Raw genomic sequence first — 16,031 nt, forward strand, 5'->3', positions numbered from 1 at the left:
TTCTGACAAGGTAATTACCGAGGGGCTCCACTGCCAAGCCTTGCAGTATAGGGCTTCTACGGCTGTGGCAAGTTGTCACAGAGCAATTCTTTGATAAATCGCACCCATAAAAAAACGCCCAGCTTCGCGAGGAAACTGGGCGTTCTTTTTGAACGTAAAAGCGAATTAACGCTTCGAGTACTGCGGACGCTTACGCGCTTTACGCAGACCAACTTTCTTACGTTCAACTTCACGTGCATCGCGGGTAACGAAGCCAGCTTTGCGCAGAGCGCCACGCAGGGTTTCGTCGTACTGCATCAGTGCGCGAGTGATACCGTGGCGGATTGCGCCAGCTTGACCACTTACACCACCACCGATCACGGTGACGTAGATGTCGAATTTCTCGACAGTCTCAGTCAGTTCCAGCGGCTGACGAACTACCATGCGGGCAGTTTCGCGGCCGAAGAAATTTTCCAGGGTGCGGTTGTTGATGGAGATGTTACCAGTACCCGGACGCAGGAAAACGCGTGCGGTTGCGGTCTTGCGACGGCCAGTGCCGTAATTTTGAGTCGCCGACATAATGAACTATTCCGTTAAAACTTCAGTTCTTGGGGCTGCTGAGCAGTATGAGGGTGTACAGCGCCCGCATAGACTTTCAGCTTACGATACATGTCGCGACCCAGCGGGTTCTTAGGCAGCATGCCTTTGACCGCGGTCTCGATCACGCGCTCAGGGGCTTTAGCGATCAGCTTTTCGAAGTTGATCGACTTGATGCCGCCCGGGAAACCGGAGTGGGAGTAGTAGATTTTGTCGGTGGTTTTAGCACCGGTTACACGAATCTGCTCGGCATTGATAACGACGATGTAATCGCCGGTGTCAACGTGAGGAGTGTACTCAGCTTTATGCTTGCCACGCAGACGGCTCGCGATTTCGGTGGCCAGACGACCCAGGGTCTGACCTGCAGCGTCGACGACAAACCAGTCGCGCTGTACTGTTTCCGGTTTAGCAGTAAAAGTTTTCATTCTTTATAGCCTCAGGGGCCGCCCTGTAAATTAGACGGCGGATCTTACTGAATAGTGCGTACTTTGACAAGTCAAAGGCAGCCGGATACAGACGCTTTCGGGGGCTCGGGTCGGCGCGTCCGTTCAACGGCAAGATTCTTCGGCGGCGGCGCATCACTTCCACTGCAGAAAGAGGTGCGCAATTATGCAGATTGCGAAAAATAATTCAACCTGCTTTTATGATTGTTTTGCCCAAGGAGCATCCGATGGACTATCGACAGCTAGGCCGAACCAATCTGAACGTGAGCGCCATCTGCCTCGGAACCATGACCTGGGGCGAGCAAAACAGCGAGGCTGAAGCCTTCGCCCAGATTGAACGGGCCAAGAGTGCCGGGATCAATTTCATCGATACCGCCGAGATGTACCCGGTGCCGCCCAAGGCCGAAACCTACGCCACCACCGAGCGCTACATCGGCAATTACTTCAAAAGCCGTGGTGATCGCGCCGATTGGATCCTGGCCAGCAAGATCGCCGGCCCCGGCAACACCATCGACTACATCCGCGACAAAAACCTGCGACACAACCGCCAGCACATCACCGAAGCCGTGGACGCCAGCCTCAAGCGCTTGCAGACCGACTACATCGACCTCTACCAGTTGCATTGGCCGGAGCGCAGCACCAATTTCTTCGGTCAGCTCGGTTACAAACACCAGACCGAAGCCAACCTCACGCCACTGGAGGACACCCTCGAAGCGCTGGACGAACAGGTCAAGGCCGGCAAGATCCGCCACATCGGCCTGTCCAATGAAACGCCATGGGGAACCATGCGCTTCCTCGCCATTGCGGAAGCCCGTGGCTGGCCGCGCGCGGTGTCGATCCAGAACCCGTACAACCTGCTCAATCGCAGCTTCGAAGTCGGCCTGGCGGAAATCGCCATCCGCGAACAGTGCGGTCTGCTCGCCTATTCGCCGCTGGCGTTCGGTTTCCTGTCGGGCAAGTACGAAGGTGGCGCGCGTCCGCCTAAAGGCCGCCTGAGCCTCTACAGCCGCTTCAGCCGCTATTTCAACCCGCAGTCGGAAGCAGCGTGCAGCCGTTATGTGGCACTGGCGCGTGAACACGGCCTGGACCCGGCACAAATGGCGCTGGCGTTTGTCACTCAGCAGCCATTTGTGACCAGCAACATCATTGGCGCGACAACCATGGAACAATTGGAGAGCAACATCGCCAGCTTCGAGCTGAAGCTGTCGGATGAAGTACTGGAGGGCATCGAGGCGATTCACAAGGATCACCCGAACCCGGCACCTTGATTGATTCATAGACCCCATCGCGAGCAAGCTCGCTCCCACAGGTTTTGCGCAATCCCTGTGGGAGCGAGCTTGCTCGCGATGGCGGCCTAACAGTCACCGCAAGGTCAAAGCGACCGCGCAATAATCTCCTTCATGATTTCATTGGTCCCCGCATAAATCCGCTGCACCCGCGCATCCGCCCACGCCCGGGCGATCGGGTATTCCCACATGAAACCGTAACCGCCATGCAACTGCACGCACTCATCGAGCACCTTGCATTGCAGGTCAGTGCCCCAGTACTTGGCCATCGCCGCCGTCGGCACATCCAGCTTGCCTTGCAGGTGCAGTTCCAGACAGCGATCGACGAAGACCCGACCGATCTGAATCTCGGTCGCCATCTCCGCCAGTTTGAAGCGGGTGTTCTGGAAGTCGGCGATCGCCTTGCCGAAAGCCTTGCGCTCGCGGGTGTACTCCAGCGTCCATTGCAACGCAGCTTCAGCCGAAGCCAGCCCGCCGATGGCAACGGTAAGACGCTCTTGAGGCAATTCCTGCATCAGGTACGCAAAGCCCATCCCGGCCTGCCCCAACAGGTTTTCCTTGGGCACCCGCACGTCCTGGAAGAACAGTTCCGAGGTGTCCTGAGCCTTCATGCCGACTTTTTCCAGACGCTTGCCCTTGGCGAAGCCTGGGGTGTTGGCCTCCACCAGAAACAGGCTGGTGCCTTTCGCGCCGGCCTTCGGATCGGTCTTGGCCACAACAATCACCAGGTCCGCCAGATAGCCGTTGGTGATGAACGTCTTCGAACCGTTGATCACATACTCGTCGCCATCGAGCACCGCGGTGGTTTTTACCCCTTGCAGGTCGGAACCGGCACCCGGCTCGGTCATGGCAATCGCCGTGACCATCTCGCCAGACACCAGTTTCGGCAGGTATTTGTGTTTCAGCGCTTCACTGCCGTAATGCAGGATGTAAGGTGCGACGATGTCCGAATGCAGGGAAAAACCGATACCGGTCAGGCCGAGACGACCGACCTCTTCGATCACCACCGCGCTGTAGAGAAAGTCCGCCCCCAGACCGCCGTACTCTTCTGGCAGATGCGAACAGAGCATGCCCGCCTCCCCTGCCTTGTTCCAGAGTTTGCGGTCGATATAGCCTTGTTTTTCCCACTGACCATGGAACGGTACGGCCTCTTTTTCGAGGAACGTTCGTACGCTGTCGCGAAAAAGTTCGTGCTCTGAACTGAACAAGGTTCTGGGGATCATGCGGCACCTGTCGTTATTGTTAGCCGGAATTGACCTTCAGAGACTATGCCCTGCATCTGATACAGGACACTGGACACATCCGACAAAAAATAAGACGATCCAGCCGTCTGGTGACCACTTTCCCCTATAAGAATAAAGTTGAATTATGTCTAACCAAGTCTCCACGCCCTTGCGGCGCGTCAGCATCCTGGCTATCGACCGGGTTTTCGCTTCCACCCTCATGCAAGCCAAGGATTTCTTTCACCTGGCCAGCCTGCGTTACGGTAAACAACTGGGCCAAGGCCTGACTCCGGCGTTCGAAACCCGTCTGGTCAGCCCCGACGGCAAACCGGTGAACAGCTTCAGTGACGTGATCATGCCGGTGGACGGCGGCCTGGAAAACGCCGACATCATTGTCCTTCCAGCCTTCTGGGACGATTTCGACACCCTTTGCCAACGTTATCCACAGGTCCTGCCCTGGCTGCGTCAGCAACATGCTCGCGGCGCGGTACTGTGCGGCGAGGCCACCGGGGTGTTCTGGCTGGCCGAGGCAGGGTTGCTCGACGGCAAGGAAGCGACCACTTACTGGCGCTTCTTCAATGCGTTTGCCGAACGCTTCCCACGGGTTCAGCTCAATCAGGACAAACACCTGACCGACGCCGACAACCTGTATTGCGCGGGCGGCACCACGTCGGCCTGCGACCTTTACATTTACCTGATCGAACGCTTCTGCGGCGCCAACGTGTCCCAGGCCGTGGCGCGAGACATTCTTTATGAAGTGCAGCGCAGCTACTCGCCGGGACGGATCGGTTTCGGCGGTCAGAAGCTGCACCAGGATGTGATCATCCTGCAGATCCAGCACTGGCTCGAAGAACACTTCGCCGACAAATTCCGCTTCGAAGACGTGGCTCGCGAACACGGCATGAGCATTCGTAATTTCATGCGGCGCTTCCAGACCGCCACCGGCGACAAGCCGCTGCATTACCTGCAACGCCTGCGCATCGAGACGGCCAAGGGCTTGCTGTCCGGCAGCCGCAAGAGCATCAAGACCATCAGTTATGAAGTCGGTTACGACGATGCGAGTTTCTTCGCTCGGCTGTTCCGCCAGCACACTGAACTGTCGCCGAACCAGTATCGACAGCAATTCCAACAAGCTGCGTAGTTCTCTATCCACACACAAAACCCATGTAGGAGTGAGCCTGCTCGCGATAGCGGTGTGTCAGCCACATCAATGCTGTATGGACGGACGCTATCGCGAGCAGGCTCACTCCTACAGGGTTTGCGGTGAATTCTGGATGTAAAAAAGGGCCTGCATTTGCAGGCCCTTTTTCATTTCCGGAACGTCCTACGGCTTATGCGCCCGGGACAGGAATTCGTGGGACTGCATTTCCAGCAGACGGCTGAGCGTGCGCTGGAACTCGAAGTTCAGGCGACCGCCGGTGTAGAGGTCTTTGAGCTCGACCTCGGCGGAAATGATCAGCTTCACGTTGCGGTCGTAGAACTCGTCGACCATGTTGATAAAGCGTCGGGCGATGTCGTCGGTGGTGACGCTCATCTGCTCGACACCGCTGAGCAACACGGCGTGGAAGATCTTGCCCAGTTCGATGTAATCGTTCTGGCTGCGCGGGCCGTCGCAGAGTTCGCGGAAGTCGAACCAGGCCACGTCATCGCACGTACGCAAGGCACGGATTTCGCGGTTCTCGATCATCAGCACGTCGTTTTCGATGGCTGCCGTGCATTCCGGCGTCAGGGCGCGGAAGCTCTTGCGCAGGCTTTCGTGGGACGCTTCATCCAGCGGAAAGTGGAACAGCTCAGCTTGCTCAAGGTGACGCAGACGGTAATCGACACCGCTGTCGACGTTGACGATCTCGGTGTTCTGCTTGATCAACGCAATGGCCGGCAGGAAGCGCGCACGTTGCAGGCCGTCCTTGTACAAACCGTCCGGCACGATGTTCGAGGTCGCAACCAGGGTCACGCCGTTCTTGAACAGCTCTTCCATCAGCGTGCCGAGGATCATCGCGTCAGTGATGTCGGACACGAAGAATTCATCGAAACAAATCACCCGGGCTTCGTCAGAGAAGCGCTTGGCGATGATGGTCAGCGGGTTTTTCTCACCGCCAAGGGTCTTCATCTCTTCGTGCACGCGCTTCATGAAGCGGTGGAAGTGAGTGCGGACCTTTTCCTTGAACGGCAGTGCTTCGAAGAAGGTGTCGACCAGATAGGTCTTGCCACGGCCAACGCCGCCCCAGAAGTACAGACCCTTGACCGGTGCCGCGTCTTTCTTGCCAAACAGTTTGCCGAACAGACCCGGTTTGCTGTGCGAGGCCGCGACCAGATCGTCGTACAGGCGCTGCAAGTGGCGCACCGCAGTTTCCTGCGCGGCGTCATGGAAGAATTCCGGGCGTTTCAGATCAGCTTGATATCGTTCTAGGGGCGTCATAATTCGTTAGCAAGGCAACAAAAACGGGCCGACACTGTAGCGACGGCCCGTGGGAATGGCAATCGGCCCTTGGTCGGGCCGAGCCGCTGATTTATTCCTGAACCGGCGTCAGAGCAACTCGCAAGGTGTCGATGGCGACGTCGCGAGCGGCGCTGTCAGCAAAGGCCGGGCTGTCGGCAACGCACTCGCCTTCCAGCCAGACGCTGAAGCTCAAGTCTTCACTGCGCACATCCAGAGGCTGGCCGGATTGCAGCTGCTTGGTCACCTGACCTGCGGTTTTGCCGTCGGCGAAGTTGCGCGACAACAGCAGTTGCTCGCCGTCGGCCGCCAGCAGACGGAAGCGGAAACTGCCGTCGTCTTCGCGGAAACTGACAAAACGCGCGGCTTTCGCGGCTTTCTTCTTGGTGGTGGTCGCGACCTGGGTCTGAGCGACGAAAGAGCGCAGGCCAACCGCTTCACGCAGTTCGTGAAGGAACGGTGTCGCCACAGAACGGGCCTTTTTGGCGCCGATCTGCAGGATGTCTTCCAGGTCTGCCGGGCGTTCGATCAGCTGGTGATAACGCTCGCGGGACTCGCCCAACTCATTGTCCAGCAGCTGGAACAGACGATTCTTCGCCTCGCCCCAACCCAGGCCTTGCAGCAGTTCGCTGCGGAACTCGTCGGACTGCGCCGGGGTGGCGAACGCCTGGAACAAGGTGAACAGGTGCGAGTTGTCTGGATCTTTCGCTTCGCCCGGTGCGCGGGAGTCAGTGACGATCCGCGAAATCGCGTCTTTCATTTCCTTGGCGCTGCTGAACAACGGAATGGTGTTGTCGTAGCTCTTCGACATCTTGCGGCCGTCGAGGCCTGGCAGCGTGGCGACGCTTTCTTCGATCAGCGCCTCGGGCATGGTGAAGAATTCTTTGCCCTGACCGAACAGATGGTTGAAGCGCTGGCCGATGTCACGGGCCATTTCCACGTGCTGGATCTGGTCACGACCGACCGGCACCTTGTGGGCATTGAACATCAGAATGTCCGCGGCCATCAGCACCGGGTAGCTGTACAAGCCCATGGTGATGCCGGCGTCCGGGTCTTCGCCGGTTTCGACGTTCTTGTCCACCGAGGCCTTGTAGGCATGGGCACGGTTGAGCAGGCCCTTGGCGGCAACGCAGGTCAGCAGCCAGGTCAGCTCTGGGATTTCCGGGATGTCGGACTGACGGTAGAAGGTCACGCGGTCCACATCCAGGCCACCGGCCAGCCAGGTCGCGGCGATTTCCAGACGCGAGCGCTGGATGCGCAGCGGGTCATCGCACTTGATCAGGGCGTGGTAGTCGGCCAGGAAGTAGAACGAATCGGCATTGCTGTCGCGACTGGCGACGATCGCCGGGCGGATGGCACCGGCGTAGTTGCCCAGGTGCGGCGTGCCGGTGGTGGTGATGCCGGTGAGGATACGGGTACGAGTCGTCATGGGTAATCGCTTGTCAGACTGCAATCAATTCGAAAGACGCGGCAGGATCAGATCCTTGAGATCGGTCAGCTTGCCATGAAAAAAGTGTCCGCATTCTGCCACTTTCAGCAGCTCATGGGGGAGTTCGAGCTTGTCGGACCATTCGTAAACGAGCTGCGGATCAATGACCTCGTCGGTTTCAGGCTGAATCAGGGTCAGCTCGCCGTGTTGCGGCAGTTGATCCTGATCGCCCAGGCGCATGACAGCGGGCGCGACCATGAACAAATGTTTCAGCTGTTCACCCTTCGCTTCCAGGCGTCCGCCGAGACTGGCGGCAACAAAACCGCCGAAGGAGAAACCGAACAGGGTCAACGGCAAGTCTGGATGCTTGGCCCGCAGCCATTCGGCGACCGCTTGAGCATCGTCGACTTCTCCCGTGCCCATGTCGTGCGTGCCTTCACTGGCACCGACGCCGCGATAGTTGAAACGCAAAGTAATCAAACCGGCGTCGCGCGCGGTGCGCTGCAAGGTCGAGACTACTTTGTTGAGCATGGTGCCGCCCTGCACCGGGTTCGGATGGCAGATCAGCGCCAGGCCGCGGGGCTGCTCGCTATCAAGCCCTTTGTTTTCCAAATACAGGGCTTCCAGTTGGCCGACCGGGCCATCAATCACTACAGGGGTTTCGCGCATAAGCAAGGAAGGAACTCCGTGACCTCGAATCGGGTCGACTCGTCTAGCAAATTGTCTGTGCCAATCTATTGCGAGTGAATCGCGGTATACAGCGCAGGTTCGAGCCGTTAACGTAAAGCAAAGCCGTTTATAGAGGAAGGACTCGTGGAACACTCGCTCTTAGTTTGGTTGTTACCGACTCTTGCCCTGGTTGTGGGTGTCGCCATTGGATTCCTGATCGCTCGCCTGGTGCCGAATGCCGCGCCTAGCAGCACTCAACGTCAGCTGGATGACATTCAGGAACGTTTCGACAGTTATCAGAACGAGGTGGTCACCCACTTCAACAGCACTGCAACGCTGGTCAAGAAACTGACTGCGAGCTATCAGGAAGTGCAGGATCATCTCGCCGAGGGTGCCAACCGTCTGGCCCTGGACGAGCAGACTCGTCAACGCTTGCTAGCCTCGCTGCACGCGGATGCGGCAGCTGCCCCACGTGAACGCCTGACGCCACCGCGCAATCAGGAGCCGCCTCGCGACTACGCCCCCAAAGCCCCGAACGCGCCGGGCATGCTCGATGAGCATTACGGCCTGAAGAAGTAATCAGGTTTCGCGCGACACAAAAAGCCTCCGGATGAGTGATTGTCCGGGGGCTTTTTTGTCGCTGATTGCTTAGTTGCCAGTTCTGGCCCCATCGCGAGCAAGCTCGCTCCCACAGTGTTTTGTGTCGATCACAAGAAAGTGGCAGCACACAAATCCCTGTGGGAGCGAGCTTGCTCGCGAAGGGGACCGAACTGGCGATACAAAAAAGCCCGCCCGATCTGTTGAGGATCGGGCGGGCTTTTTTTTACGCCTGGGGTTCAGTCAGGTGAGTAAAGGGAACACGCTTACTGCTGCGGATACTCCTGACCCGGAATCGCCTTCAGGTTGACCTCGACCCGGCGGTTCTGCGCCCGGCCATTGGCATCACCGTTGCTGGCAATCGGGTTATCCGGCCCGGCACCGCGAGCCGACAGGTTGGCACCACTAACGCCCTGAGACGTCAGGTAAGTCGCCACGCTCTGGGCGCGACGCTGGGACAGGTCCATGTTGTGCTGGCGGCTGCCGGTGCTGTCGGTGTAGCCGACGATCTCGATCTGGTTCTGGTTGAACTCCTTGAGCGAGCCCGCCAGATTGTTCAGCGGTTGATAGAAGCCCGACGCGATGTTCGCCGAATCGGTGGCGAAGGTGATGTTACCCGGCATGATCAGTTTGATCTGGTCACCCTGGCGCTGCACTTCCACTCCGGTGTTGGCCATGCTGGCGCGCAGCTTTTTCTCTTGCTGGTCGGCGTAATAACCGTAACCGGCAGCGGAAGCACCCACCACCGCAGCGCCAATCAGCGCGCCCTTGCCACGGTTATCGTGACTGATGGCGGCACCGGCCAGAGCACCGGCCAGAGCGCCGAGGCCACCGTATTTAGCGGTTTTGCTCATGCCCGTGGAACCACCGTCGGCCTGGCCCTGGTTGTCGTAAGGGTTAGGCGAGGCGCAGCCAGACAGCAAGGCCACAGCCGTAGCGACAATAATCAAACGCTGCTTGGTGAACATGTAGAGCTCCTACTTTTTGCATTCTGTGGTGCAACGGACAAGGCATTAAACCTTAGCGGGCGTTGGATCATTGCGGATAAAAATAATTCCGCCACGCCCCTCACAACGTTAGAAATCACGCCCGCACAAAAGGGTTCTCGCGCATTTCATCGCCCAGACGTGTGTCCGGACCATGCCCGGTGACTACCGTCGCTTCTTCGTCGAGGGTGTACAGCCGCTGCTTGATCGACCGCACGATGGTCGCCTGATCGCCACCCCACAAATCCGTGCGCCCTACCCCGCGACGAAACAACGTGTCACCGGCAATCAGCAGCTTAGCCTCTGAAAACCAAAAGCTCATGGAACCCGGTGTATGACCCGGCGTGTGCAATGCCACGCCGCATCCGCAGGCCAGTTCTTCATCATCGGCCAACCAGCGATCCGGCGGCGGCACCGGCGTGTAGGGCACACCGAACATCTGGCACTGCATCTCCAGGTTGTCCCACAGAAATTGATCTTCTTTGTGCAAATGCAGGGTTGCGCCGGTTTTCTCCTTCAACTGACCGGACGCCAGGAAGTGATCGAGGTGCGCATGGGTATGAATGATGCTGACCACCTTCAGGCCCAGTGCGTCGAGTCGCGCGAGAATCAGTTCGTGATTACCGCCCGGATCGACCACGATGGCTTTTTTGGTGATCGGATCGCCGATGATCGTGCAGTTGCACTGCAAGGGTCCGACGGGGAAGGTTTCGCGGATGAGGGCTGTATTCGGGGTTTGCATGGGTTTAATCCTGGTGCCAAGGCTGGGTACTGCGGTTGTGATGCGCAAAATTGATAGGTTATCCTCGCGCCGCGCCTATTTTGAACCAAGACGGAAGGAAGCCGACGCCCCCCTCGTCGATAAAAGCGTCCTTTTTCTGGACCGGGCATTATCAACCGCATTCGCGGCAAGAATGGTCTGCTCTTTATCGCCCACACCGATCTTCGCGCTCAAGCAAACGACGGCACCACCGGGCTGCCAGGCAAACCACCCTATTCCCAACAAGGATAATCCCATGCCAGAAGACCTCAGCTGTAAAACGGCCTGCGCGTTTGTGGCAGGACGCTCGCACCTCAAGACTCAAACGCCTAGCCAGGACTACGTCGCGGCCAGAGAGTCCAACGAAGTGACGTGCATTTCATTGGCCGACGGGGCTGACTCCAGAGCCAGATCCGACATCGGCGCCCAAGTAGCGGTCACGGCCACCCTGGCCTTTGTCTGCAAAAACTTTGAAAGCCTCTGGCAAAACATGGACAAACACAACGCGAAGGCAGCTCAGCGACTGGTTAATCGCTGCCTGGACGCGTTCAGACGCAAATCTGCAAAGCTTGGCGGCGATATCAACGACCTGGCTTGTTCCTTGTCGTTCGTCGCTTACTCACGAGGCCGTTACCTGGCAGGCCAATTGGGCAATGGTGTCATCGCAAGCGTTGATGCGGACGGACAACTTCAGGCCCTTTCTTATCCAGAAAATGGCGAGCTCGCCAATACCCCCCTGTTTCTGACTGACCATAAAGCAGCGTCGCAGCTCAAGTTGTACCGTGGGCAAATCGAAGCCACGACTGGCTTCGCGATCATGAGCGACGGCACCGCAGAAAGCCTCTATGACAAATCCAGCGGCGTCCCCGCCCCGGCGATCCAAGAGCTGCTGGAGTGGAATGCAACGTTGCCCAGAAAAAAAATGAGGGACGTGTTGGGTGACAACTTGCAACAGTCCATTGCCAGTAAAACCGAAGATGACTGCTCCATCGGCTTACTGTCGATCCTGAAGCACTCCATCGACGTGGGGCAGACCTCCGGAGTGACTGTCTCAGAGGAAAAATGACCGAAAACCTCTGATCGCAAGGCCCAACTTGTTTCGGAGGTCTTCAAACGGCGATTACTGCAATACACCCAACTCTTTCGCCCTGGCGACCGCCTGCGTGCGCCGTTCAACCCCAAGCTTGCTGTTGATATGGCTGGCATGGGTTTTCACCGTGTGCAGCGAAATAAACAACTGATCGCTGATCTCCTGATTCGAACAGCCTTGGGCGATCAATCGCAGGACAGCCATTTCCCGCGTACTGAGTTGCTCCGCCGCGGTGGATGACTCCACTGCGAGACGTGCTGTCACTGTCGGAAGTTGTTCTGAAAGGCTCTGTGAAACGGGCGTCGGCGCACCGAGTTGAAGTTGTCCGCGCAGCCAGTCCGAATGCTCAGCCAACAACCTGTCAAACGGTTGCAGCACTCCACCCGCCGCCGCGTCCAGTGCCTGACTCAGGGCCTTTCGGGCTTCGGGTTCGCGTCCGCCCCCCAGCAATAACGTCACTTTCTGAGTCAGTGCCATCACGCTGAGCAACTGCCTGCCGGTTTGCTGCCCATGCTCCAGCAATGCATTCAATCGCCCTTCGGCCAGCATCGGCTGCCCCTGAATGACCTCCAGCAAGGCTTGCTGCAACTCGATATGCAGCGGCAGTTGCGGATGGAACTCCGGAGGGGCTGCGGCGTGTTCGCCGTTGTAGGTCTGGCCCAAGCGAGCGAGCCAGGCTTCGGCCAGATCGGTACGCCCCTGAGCCAGCCAAAGTTCGCATTTGACCAGGGTGATCATCGCCAGGTAGTAGATCGGTGGCACGTCCCAGATGTGCATCAGGCGCTCAGCTTCGGCAAGTTCAGCGAAGGCTTTAGCGAATTCGCCGCTGTTGCCCTCAAGCCTGGCGATCACGCAATGACCGATCAATACGCTGATATCGCGACAGGCGCGCGCTTCATTCAAACCGGCTTGCAAGCGTGCCCGCGCGGCTTGGGGCTGCAAGCGCAGGGCTAACAAAAAGCCTTCGTACAAAGTCAGACGGGCGCGTACGGCATACAGCCGTTGCGAGGATAACCGTTGCAGGCGTTGCAACCCCTGACGCACTTCATCCAGCGCACGAAGGATTTCCCCTCGAGCTTGCAGCACACGAGCGCGGTCGTAATGGGCCAGCGCTTCGAACAGCGGGTTGCCGACCCGTTGCGCCAACTCCAGAGACTCACGGTTCAACCCGCGCGCACGCCACAAATCGCCGTCGGCAATGGCCAGGTTGGACAGGGTCGAGAGGCACATCAGGCGTTGCCCGTAGCGTTTGGCGGGCAAGCTCTCCTGCGCTTCGGTGCAGTAGAGCAGCGTCAGCTCACGATTGCCGCGCCCGCGGGCGATGATCCCGCTCAGGGCCAGCCATTGCGCCAGCATGGATTTCTGCGCAGTGGCCGATGGGGCCGGCAGGAAGCGGCTCAAATGACTGGCCAGCTCCTCGGCGGCGTCCAGCTGACACGCCAGCCCCAACGCCCAGCTGTACAGCACGATCAGCCGTGGCGTGCTGATCAGCAGGCTGTCGGGCAAATCCATTTTCCAGCGCAGCAACATGCCGACATTCTGTTCGGCCAGCAGTTGTTCTTCGGAGAGGTTCTGCACCAGGTTCGCCGCGACGTCCAGGTGCCCGGCGCGCAACGCCTGCTCAACCGCTTCATCGAGCAGCCCCTGGGCATTGAACCAGCGACAGGCGCGCAAGTGCAGGCTGGCCGCCGGCACCATCGCTTGCGCGGTAGGCCGGGTGCGCAACAGATCGGAAAACAAATGGTGGTAGCGATACCAGTGACCGTTCTCATCCAGTGGCACCAGGAACACCTGGTGGGCCAACAGAAAACGCAGGATCTCGGCACTGTCATGGGCTTCGCGAACGGCGTCGCACAGTTCGCTGCAAAAGCGTTCCTGAGGTGCTGTGTCGTAAAGGAATGACTGCACCTCGGCGGGCAGACAATCGATAACTTCTTCGAGCAGATAATCGCGGATCAGCCCTTCCCCGCCATGCAAGGCCTGCGGCAAAGCACCCTGGGAGCCCGCTTCAGACGCCGCCAGCAGCCAGAAACGCAGCCCGGCGACCCAACCTTCGCTGCGCTGGATCAGGTTCTCCAGCGCTTCGCCGCGCAAGGAGCTGCTGTGCCGATCAAGCAGGGTCAGGGCTTCATCGTGAGTCAGGCGCAAGTCCTGCTCATTCAACTCGAGCAGTTGCCGCGACAGCCGCAGGCGCGCCAGATGCCAGTCCGGCCGCTGCCGACTGGTGACCATGACCAGCAAGCCGTCAGGCAGGTGATTGAGGAAAAATTGCAGGCAGCGATCGAGTACCGGGCCCTGCGCCAGATGGTAGTCATCCAGCACCAACAGCAGCGGCGTACTCGCAGACAGGTGCACGGCCAACTCATCGAGCAAACCGTCCAGCCATTCTTCAAAGGCAAACGGCTGGTGCCGCTGGCGCATTTTCAGCAGGCCCAGGGACTGGCTGCCCAGTTGCGGAAAAAAGTCCTGGAGGCCTTCGAGCAATCGCTCAAGAAAACGTCCGGGATCGCTGTCTCGCGGACTCAACCCCAGCCACAGACTTTGCCAGTGAGCCGGCAAGCCCTGACAGAACTCTACCGCCAACGAACTCTTGCCAAACCCCGCCGGTGCGCTGACCAGCAACAATCTGCCACCGAGGCCCGCACTCAGGCGCTCGCACAGACGAGGCCGCAGCACATGGCCGTCGGGCAACGGAGGCCGAAAAAAACGCCCGTCCAGTGCCGCGACGGCGATGTTTGCAGGGCCCGGATGTGGGGACAGATCAGTCATGGCCGGCTCTTGTTTGAATGGCGGTTGGCGGCGTTGCAGATGTCCGCAGCCTAGCGGTAAACGAAGAGGGAATGAAGGTTATTGCTACAAATGGCTACAAAAAGAATACAAGCAGAAGTGTCGAGCAAACCCGACAGTCACACCGCCCTCGTAGCAGCTGTCGAGCCTGCGAGGCTGCGTTCGAGGACGAAGTCCTCGCAAATTCGGTGCACGCGGTTTGTCTGACAGACCGCGTTGCATGGTTTTATGACTGCTGCGCAGCCGAACGCAGCCTCGCAAGCTCGACAGCTGCTACAGCGATCGTTATGAAATTCAAAAAAAAACGCCCCGAACCAGTCGGGGCGTTTTTCGAGGATGCGGCCTCTGTTCAGGGCAGCTTAGCGAACACCATCCTGGCGCAGAGCCGCCGGAGTGAAGTCGCTGGTGGTGGCGGTGAAGCCGAAGTCATACGCCGATTTCTCTTCGTTCTTCATGCCCAGCGCCAGGTAGCGGCCCGATTGCAGGTCGTACAAGGTTTCCAGGGTGTACCACGGCACTTGAACGTTGTAGTAGTTCTGGGAGTGAGCTTCCGCCACACGCCACAGTTGATTACGACCGTCGTAGTGGTCGATCACGGCCGCTTGCCAGGTGTCTTCGTCGATGTAGAAGTCACGCTTGGCGTAGATGTGACGCTGACCTTCCTTCAAGGTAGCCACCACATGCCAGACCCGGCGCAGCTCGTAACGAGCCAGGTCCTGGTTGATGTGACCGGCCTTGATGATGTCGTCGTACTTGAGTTGCGGCGAGTCGAGCTTGTAGCTGTCGGAGGCGATGTACATCTCTTTCTTGCCTTCGAGCTTCCAGTCGTAACGATCCGGTGCACCGTTGTACATGTCCAGGTTGTCGGAGGTACGCAGGCCATCGGCTGCGGTACCCGGCCCGTCATAGGACACTTGTGGTGCGCGACGCACACGACGCTGACCGGCGTTGTAGACCCACGCCGAACGTGGCTCTTTCACCTGGTCGAGGGTTTCGTGCACCAGCAGCACACCACCGGCCAGACGTGCCGGCGCGGTCACTTTCTGCTTGAAGTAGAACAGGATGTTGCCCGGGTTCGCCGGATCGTAATCCTTCATTTTGTCGCGGAACACGAACTGGTCCTGGAAGTACACCAGGCTGTACGAGCCGTTCGGCTGCGGCGTGGCCTGGGTCACCAGACGGGTCACGCTGCCACCGCGATAGCGGGTGATGTGGTTCCAGATGACTTCGACGCCGGTCTTCGGAATCGGGAATGGCACTGCGGTTTCGAAGTTCTCCAGACCGTTGCCGCCGGACACCAGGTTAGTGGCGGTGGCGTTTTTCTTGATCGAGGCAAACACGGCATCCGGCACGGTCGCGCCGCGATGGGACGGGTAGACCGGCATCTTGAAGGTTTCCGGGTAGCGCTTGAACATCGCGTACTGGCCGGGAGCGAGTTTGTCCTTGTACTGGTCGACGTTCTGCGCGGTGATGGTGAACAGTGGTTTTTCACCGGCGAACGGGTCGGACAGGAAACCTTTGCTGTCGGCGGTGCCGGCGTTTTTCGCCATCGGCTTCCAGGCCGGGATCGAACCGTCAGCGTTGCCCGCCATCTCGGCGCCCATCGGGGTCAGGCTCTTGCCCAGTTTGTCCGCTTCGGCCGCAGGGACCGCCGCCATGACGCCGGTCGCCAGCAGCGAAAGCCCCAGAACACCGACGTGGAACAGACTCTTTGTTATTTTCATAGGTGTGTTCGTCCTGATAATGCA

Annotated in this window: 14 protein-coding genes; 4 read left to right on the forward strand and 10 right to left on the reverse strand. The window is 58.8% G+C overall.

Annotated elements, in window-relative coordinates; translation table 11 throughout:
• Positions 1–165: 165 nt before the first annotated feature.
• Positions 166–558: a 30S ribosomal protein S9 gene (rpsI, locus tag VD17_RS08215; RefSeq protein ID WP_003216038.1), complete on the reverse strand. Its 393-nt coding sequence runs from the start codon at positions 556–558 to the stop codon at positions 166–168.
• 14 nt (positions 559–572) lie between these two features.
• Positions 573–1,001, reverse strand: coding sequence for a 50S ribosomal protein L13 (gene rplM / locus VD17_RS08220; RefSeq protein WP_007905295.1), 429 nt, complete (start codon positions 999–1,001; stop codon positions 573–575).
• 245 nt (positions 1,002–1,246) lie between these two features.
• Here rplM and VD17_RS08225 point away from each other — a divergent pair, with 245 nt between their 5' ends.
• Positions 1,247–2,287 (forward strand): NADP(H)-dependent aldo-keto reductase, encoded by a 1,041-nt coding sequence (locus VD17_RS08225; RefSeq protein ID WP_046053403.1) that lies wholly within the window; start codon positions 1,247–1,249, stop codon positions 2,285–2,287.
• Positions 2,288–2,391: 104 nt separating this feature from the next.
• On the opposite strand, the gene VD17_RS08230 is transcribed toward VD17_RS08225, so the two are convergent.
• Positions 2,392–3,528 carry an acyl-CoA dehydrogenase family protein gene (locus VD17_RS08230; protein ID WP_046053404.1) on the reverse strand — a complete coding sequence of 379 codons (1,137 nt, stop codon included), beginning with the start codon at positions 3,526–3,528 and terminating at the stop codon, positions 2,392–2,394.
• A gap of 244 nt (positions 3,529–3,772) precedes the next feature.
• On the opposite strand from VD17_RS08230, the gene VD17_RS08235 reads away from it, so the two are divergent.
• Positions 3,773–4,669, forward strand: coding sequence for a GlxA family transcriptional regulator (locus VD17_RS08235; RefSeq protein ID WP_173860460.1), 897 nt, complete (start codon positions 3,773–3,775; stop codon positions 4,667–4,669).
• 183 nt (positions 4,670–4,852) lie between these two features.
• On the opposite strand, the gene zapE is transcribed toward VD17_RS08235, so the two are convergent.
• The 3 genes from zapE to VD17_RS08250 all read right to left on the reverse strand — a co-directional run bounded on the left by zapE (position 4,853) and on the right by VD17_RS08250 (position 8,063).
• The gene (zapE, locus tag VD17_RS08240) at positions 4,853–5,947 is read right to left on the reverse strand and encodes a cell division protein ZapE (RefSeq protein WP_046053405.1); all 1,095 of its coding nucleotides are present in this window, start codon (positions 5,945–5,947) and stop codon (positions 4,853–4,855) included.
• Positions 5,948–6,038: 91 nt separating this feature from the next.
• A complete protein-coding gene (locus tag VD17_RS08245; protein ID WP_046053406.1) occupies positions 6,039–7,394 on the reverse strand; it encodes a tryptophan--tRNA ligase in 1,356 nt (451 codons plus the stop codon).
• 24 nt (positions 7,395–7,418) lie between these two features.
• Positions 7,419–8,063, reverse strand: coding sequence for an alpha/beta hydrolase (locus tag VD17_RS08250; protein ID WP_046053407.1), 645 nt, complete (start codon positions 8,061–8,063; stop codon positions 7,419–7,421).
• Between the two features lie 144 nt (positions 8,064–8,207).
• Here VD17_RS08250 and VD17_RS08255 point away from each other — a divergent pair, with 144 nt between their 5' ends.
• Positions 8,208–8,642 carry a YhcB family protein gene (locus VD17_RS08255; RefSeq protein WP_046053408.1) on the forward strand — a complete coding sequence of 145 codons (435 nt, stop codon included), beginning with the start codon at positions 8,208–8,210 and terminating at the stop codon, positions 8,640–8,642.
• Between the two features lie 284 nt (positions 8,643–8,926).
• On the opposite strand, the gene VD17_RS08260 is transcribed toward VD17_RS08255, so the two are convergent.
• Both VD17_RS08260 and VD17_RS08265 read right to left on the reverse strand, forming a co-directional pair.
• Positions 8,927–9,628 carry an OmpA family protein gene (locus VD17_RS08260; RefSeq protein WP_046053409.1) on the reverse strand — a complete coding sequence of 234 codons (702 nt, stop codon included), beginning with the start codon at positions 9,626–9,628 and terminating at the stop codon, positions 8,927–8,929.
• A gap of 115 nt (positions 9,629–9,743) precedes the next feature.
• Positions 9,744–10,388: an MBL fold metallo-hydrolase gene (locus tag VD17_RS08265; protein WP_046048274.1), complete on the reverse strand. Its 645-nt coding sequence runs from the start codon at positions 10,386–10,388 to the stop codon at positions 9,744–9,746.
• Between VD17_RS08265 and VD17_RS08270 the strand changes: the two genes are divergently transcribed.
• Complete coding sequence (locus tag VD17_RS08270; protein WP_185753117.1) at positions 10,387–11,472, forward strand: PP2C family serine/threonine-protein phosphatase; 1,086 nt, start codon at positions 10,387–10,389, stop codon at positions 11,470–11,472. The genes VD17_RS08265 and VD17_RS08270 overlap by 2 nt on opposite strands.
• Before the next feature lie 54 nt (positions 11,473–11,526).
• Here the strand turns inward: VD17_RS08270 and VD17_RS08275 are convergent, their stop codons facing one another.
• Positions 11,527–14,265 carry a LuxR C-terminal-related transcriptional regulator gene (locus VD17_RS08275; RefSeq protein ID WP_046053411.1) on the reverse strand — a complete coding sequence of 913 codons (2,739 nt, stop codon included), beginning with the start codon at positions 14,263–14,265 and terminating at the stop codon, positions 11,527–11,529.
• Between the two features lie 377 nt (positions 14,266–14,642).
• A complete protein-coding gene (locus VD17_RS08280) occupies positions 14,643–16,007 on the reverse strand; it encodes a DUF1329 domain-containing protein (RefSeq protein WP_046053412.1) in 1,365 nt (454 codons plus the stop codon).
• Between the last annotated feature and the right edge of the window lie 24 nt (positions 16,008–16,031).

Source organism: Pseudomonas fluorescens, assembly GCF_000968015.1.
GTDB classification, from domain to species: Bacteria; Pseudomonadota; Gammaproteobacteria; order Pseudomonadales; family Pseudomonadaceae; genus Aquipseudomonas; species Aquipseudomonas fluorescens_W.

Coding starts and splice junctions, on each gene's coding strand:
- rpsI (WP_003216038.1), bottom strand. CDS start 558: ATGTCGGCGACTCAAAATTACGGCACTGGCCGTCGCAAGACCGCAACC.
- rplM (WP_007905295.1), bottom strand. CDS start 1,001: ATGAAAACTTTTACTGCTAAACCGGAAACAGTACAGCGCGACTGGTTT.
- VD17_RS08225 (WP_046053403.1), top strand. CDS start 1,247: ATGGACTATCGACAGCTAGGCCGAACCAATCTGAACGTGAGCGCCATC.
- VD17_RS08230 (WP_046053404.1), bottom strand. CDS start 3,528: ATGATCCCCAGAACCTTGTTCAGTTCAGAGCACGAACTTTTTCGCGAC.
- zapE (WP_046053405.1), bottom strand. CDS start 5,947: ATGACGCCCCTAGAACGATATCAAGCTGATCTGAAACGCCCGGAATTC.
- VD17_RS08245 (WP_046053406.1), bottom strand. CDS start 7,394: ATGACGACTCGTACCCGTATCCTCACCGGCATCACCACCACCGGCACG.
- VD17_RS08250 (WP_046053407.1), bottom strand. CDS start 8,063: ATGCGCGAAACCCCTGTAGTGATTGATGGCCCGGTCGGCCAACTGGAA.
- VD17_RS08260 (WP_046053409.1), bottom strand. CDS start 9,628: ATGTTCACCAAGCAGCGTTTGATTATTGTCGCTACGGCTGTGGCCTTG.
- VD17_RS08270 (WP_185753117.1), top strand. CDS start 10,387: ATGGGTTTAATCCTGGTGCCAAGGCTGGGTACTGCGGTTGTGATGCGC.
- VD17_RS08265 (WP_046048274.1), bottom strand. CDS start 10,388: ATGCAAACCCCGAATACAGCCCTCATCCGCGAAACCTTCCCCGTCGGA.
- VD17_RS08275 (WP_046053411.1), bottom strand. CDS start 14,265: ATGACTGATCTGTCCCCACATCCGGGCCCTGCAAACATCGCCGTCGCG.
- VD17_RS08280 (WP_046053412.1), bottom strand. CDS start 16,007: ATGAAAATAACAAAGAGTCTGTTCCACGTCGGTGTTCTGGGGCTTTCG.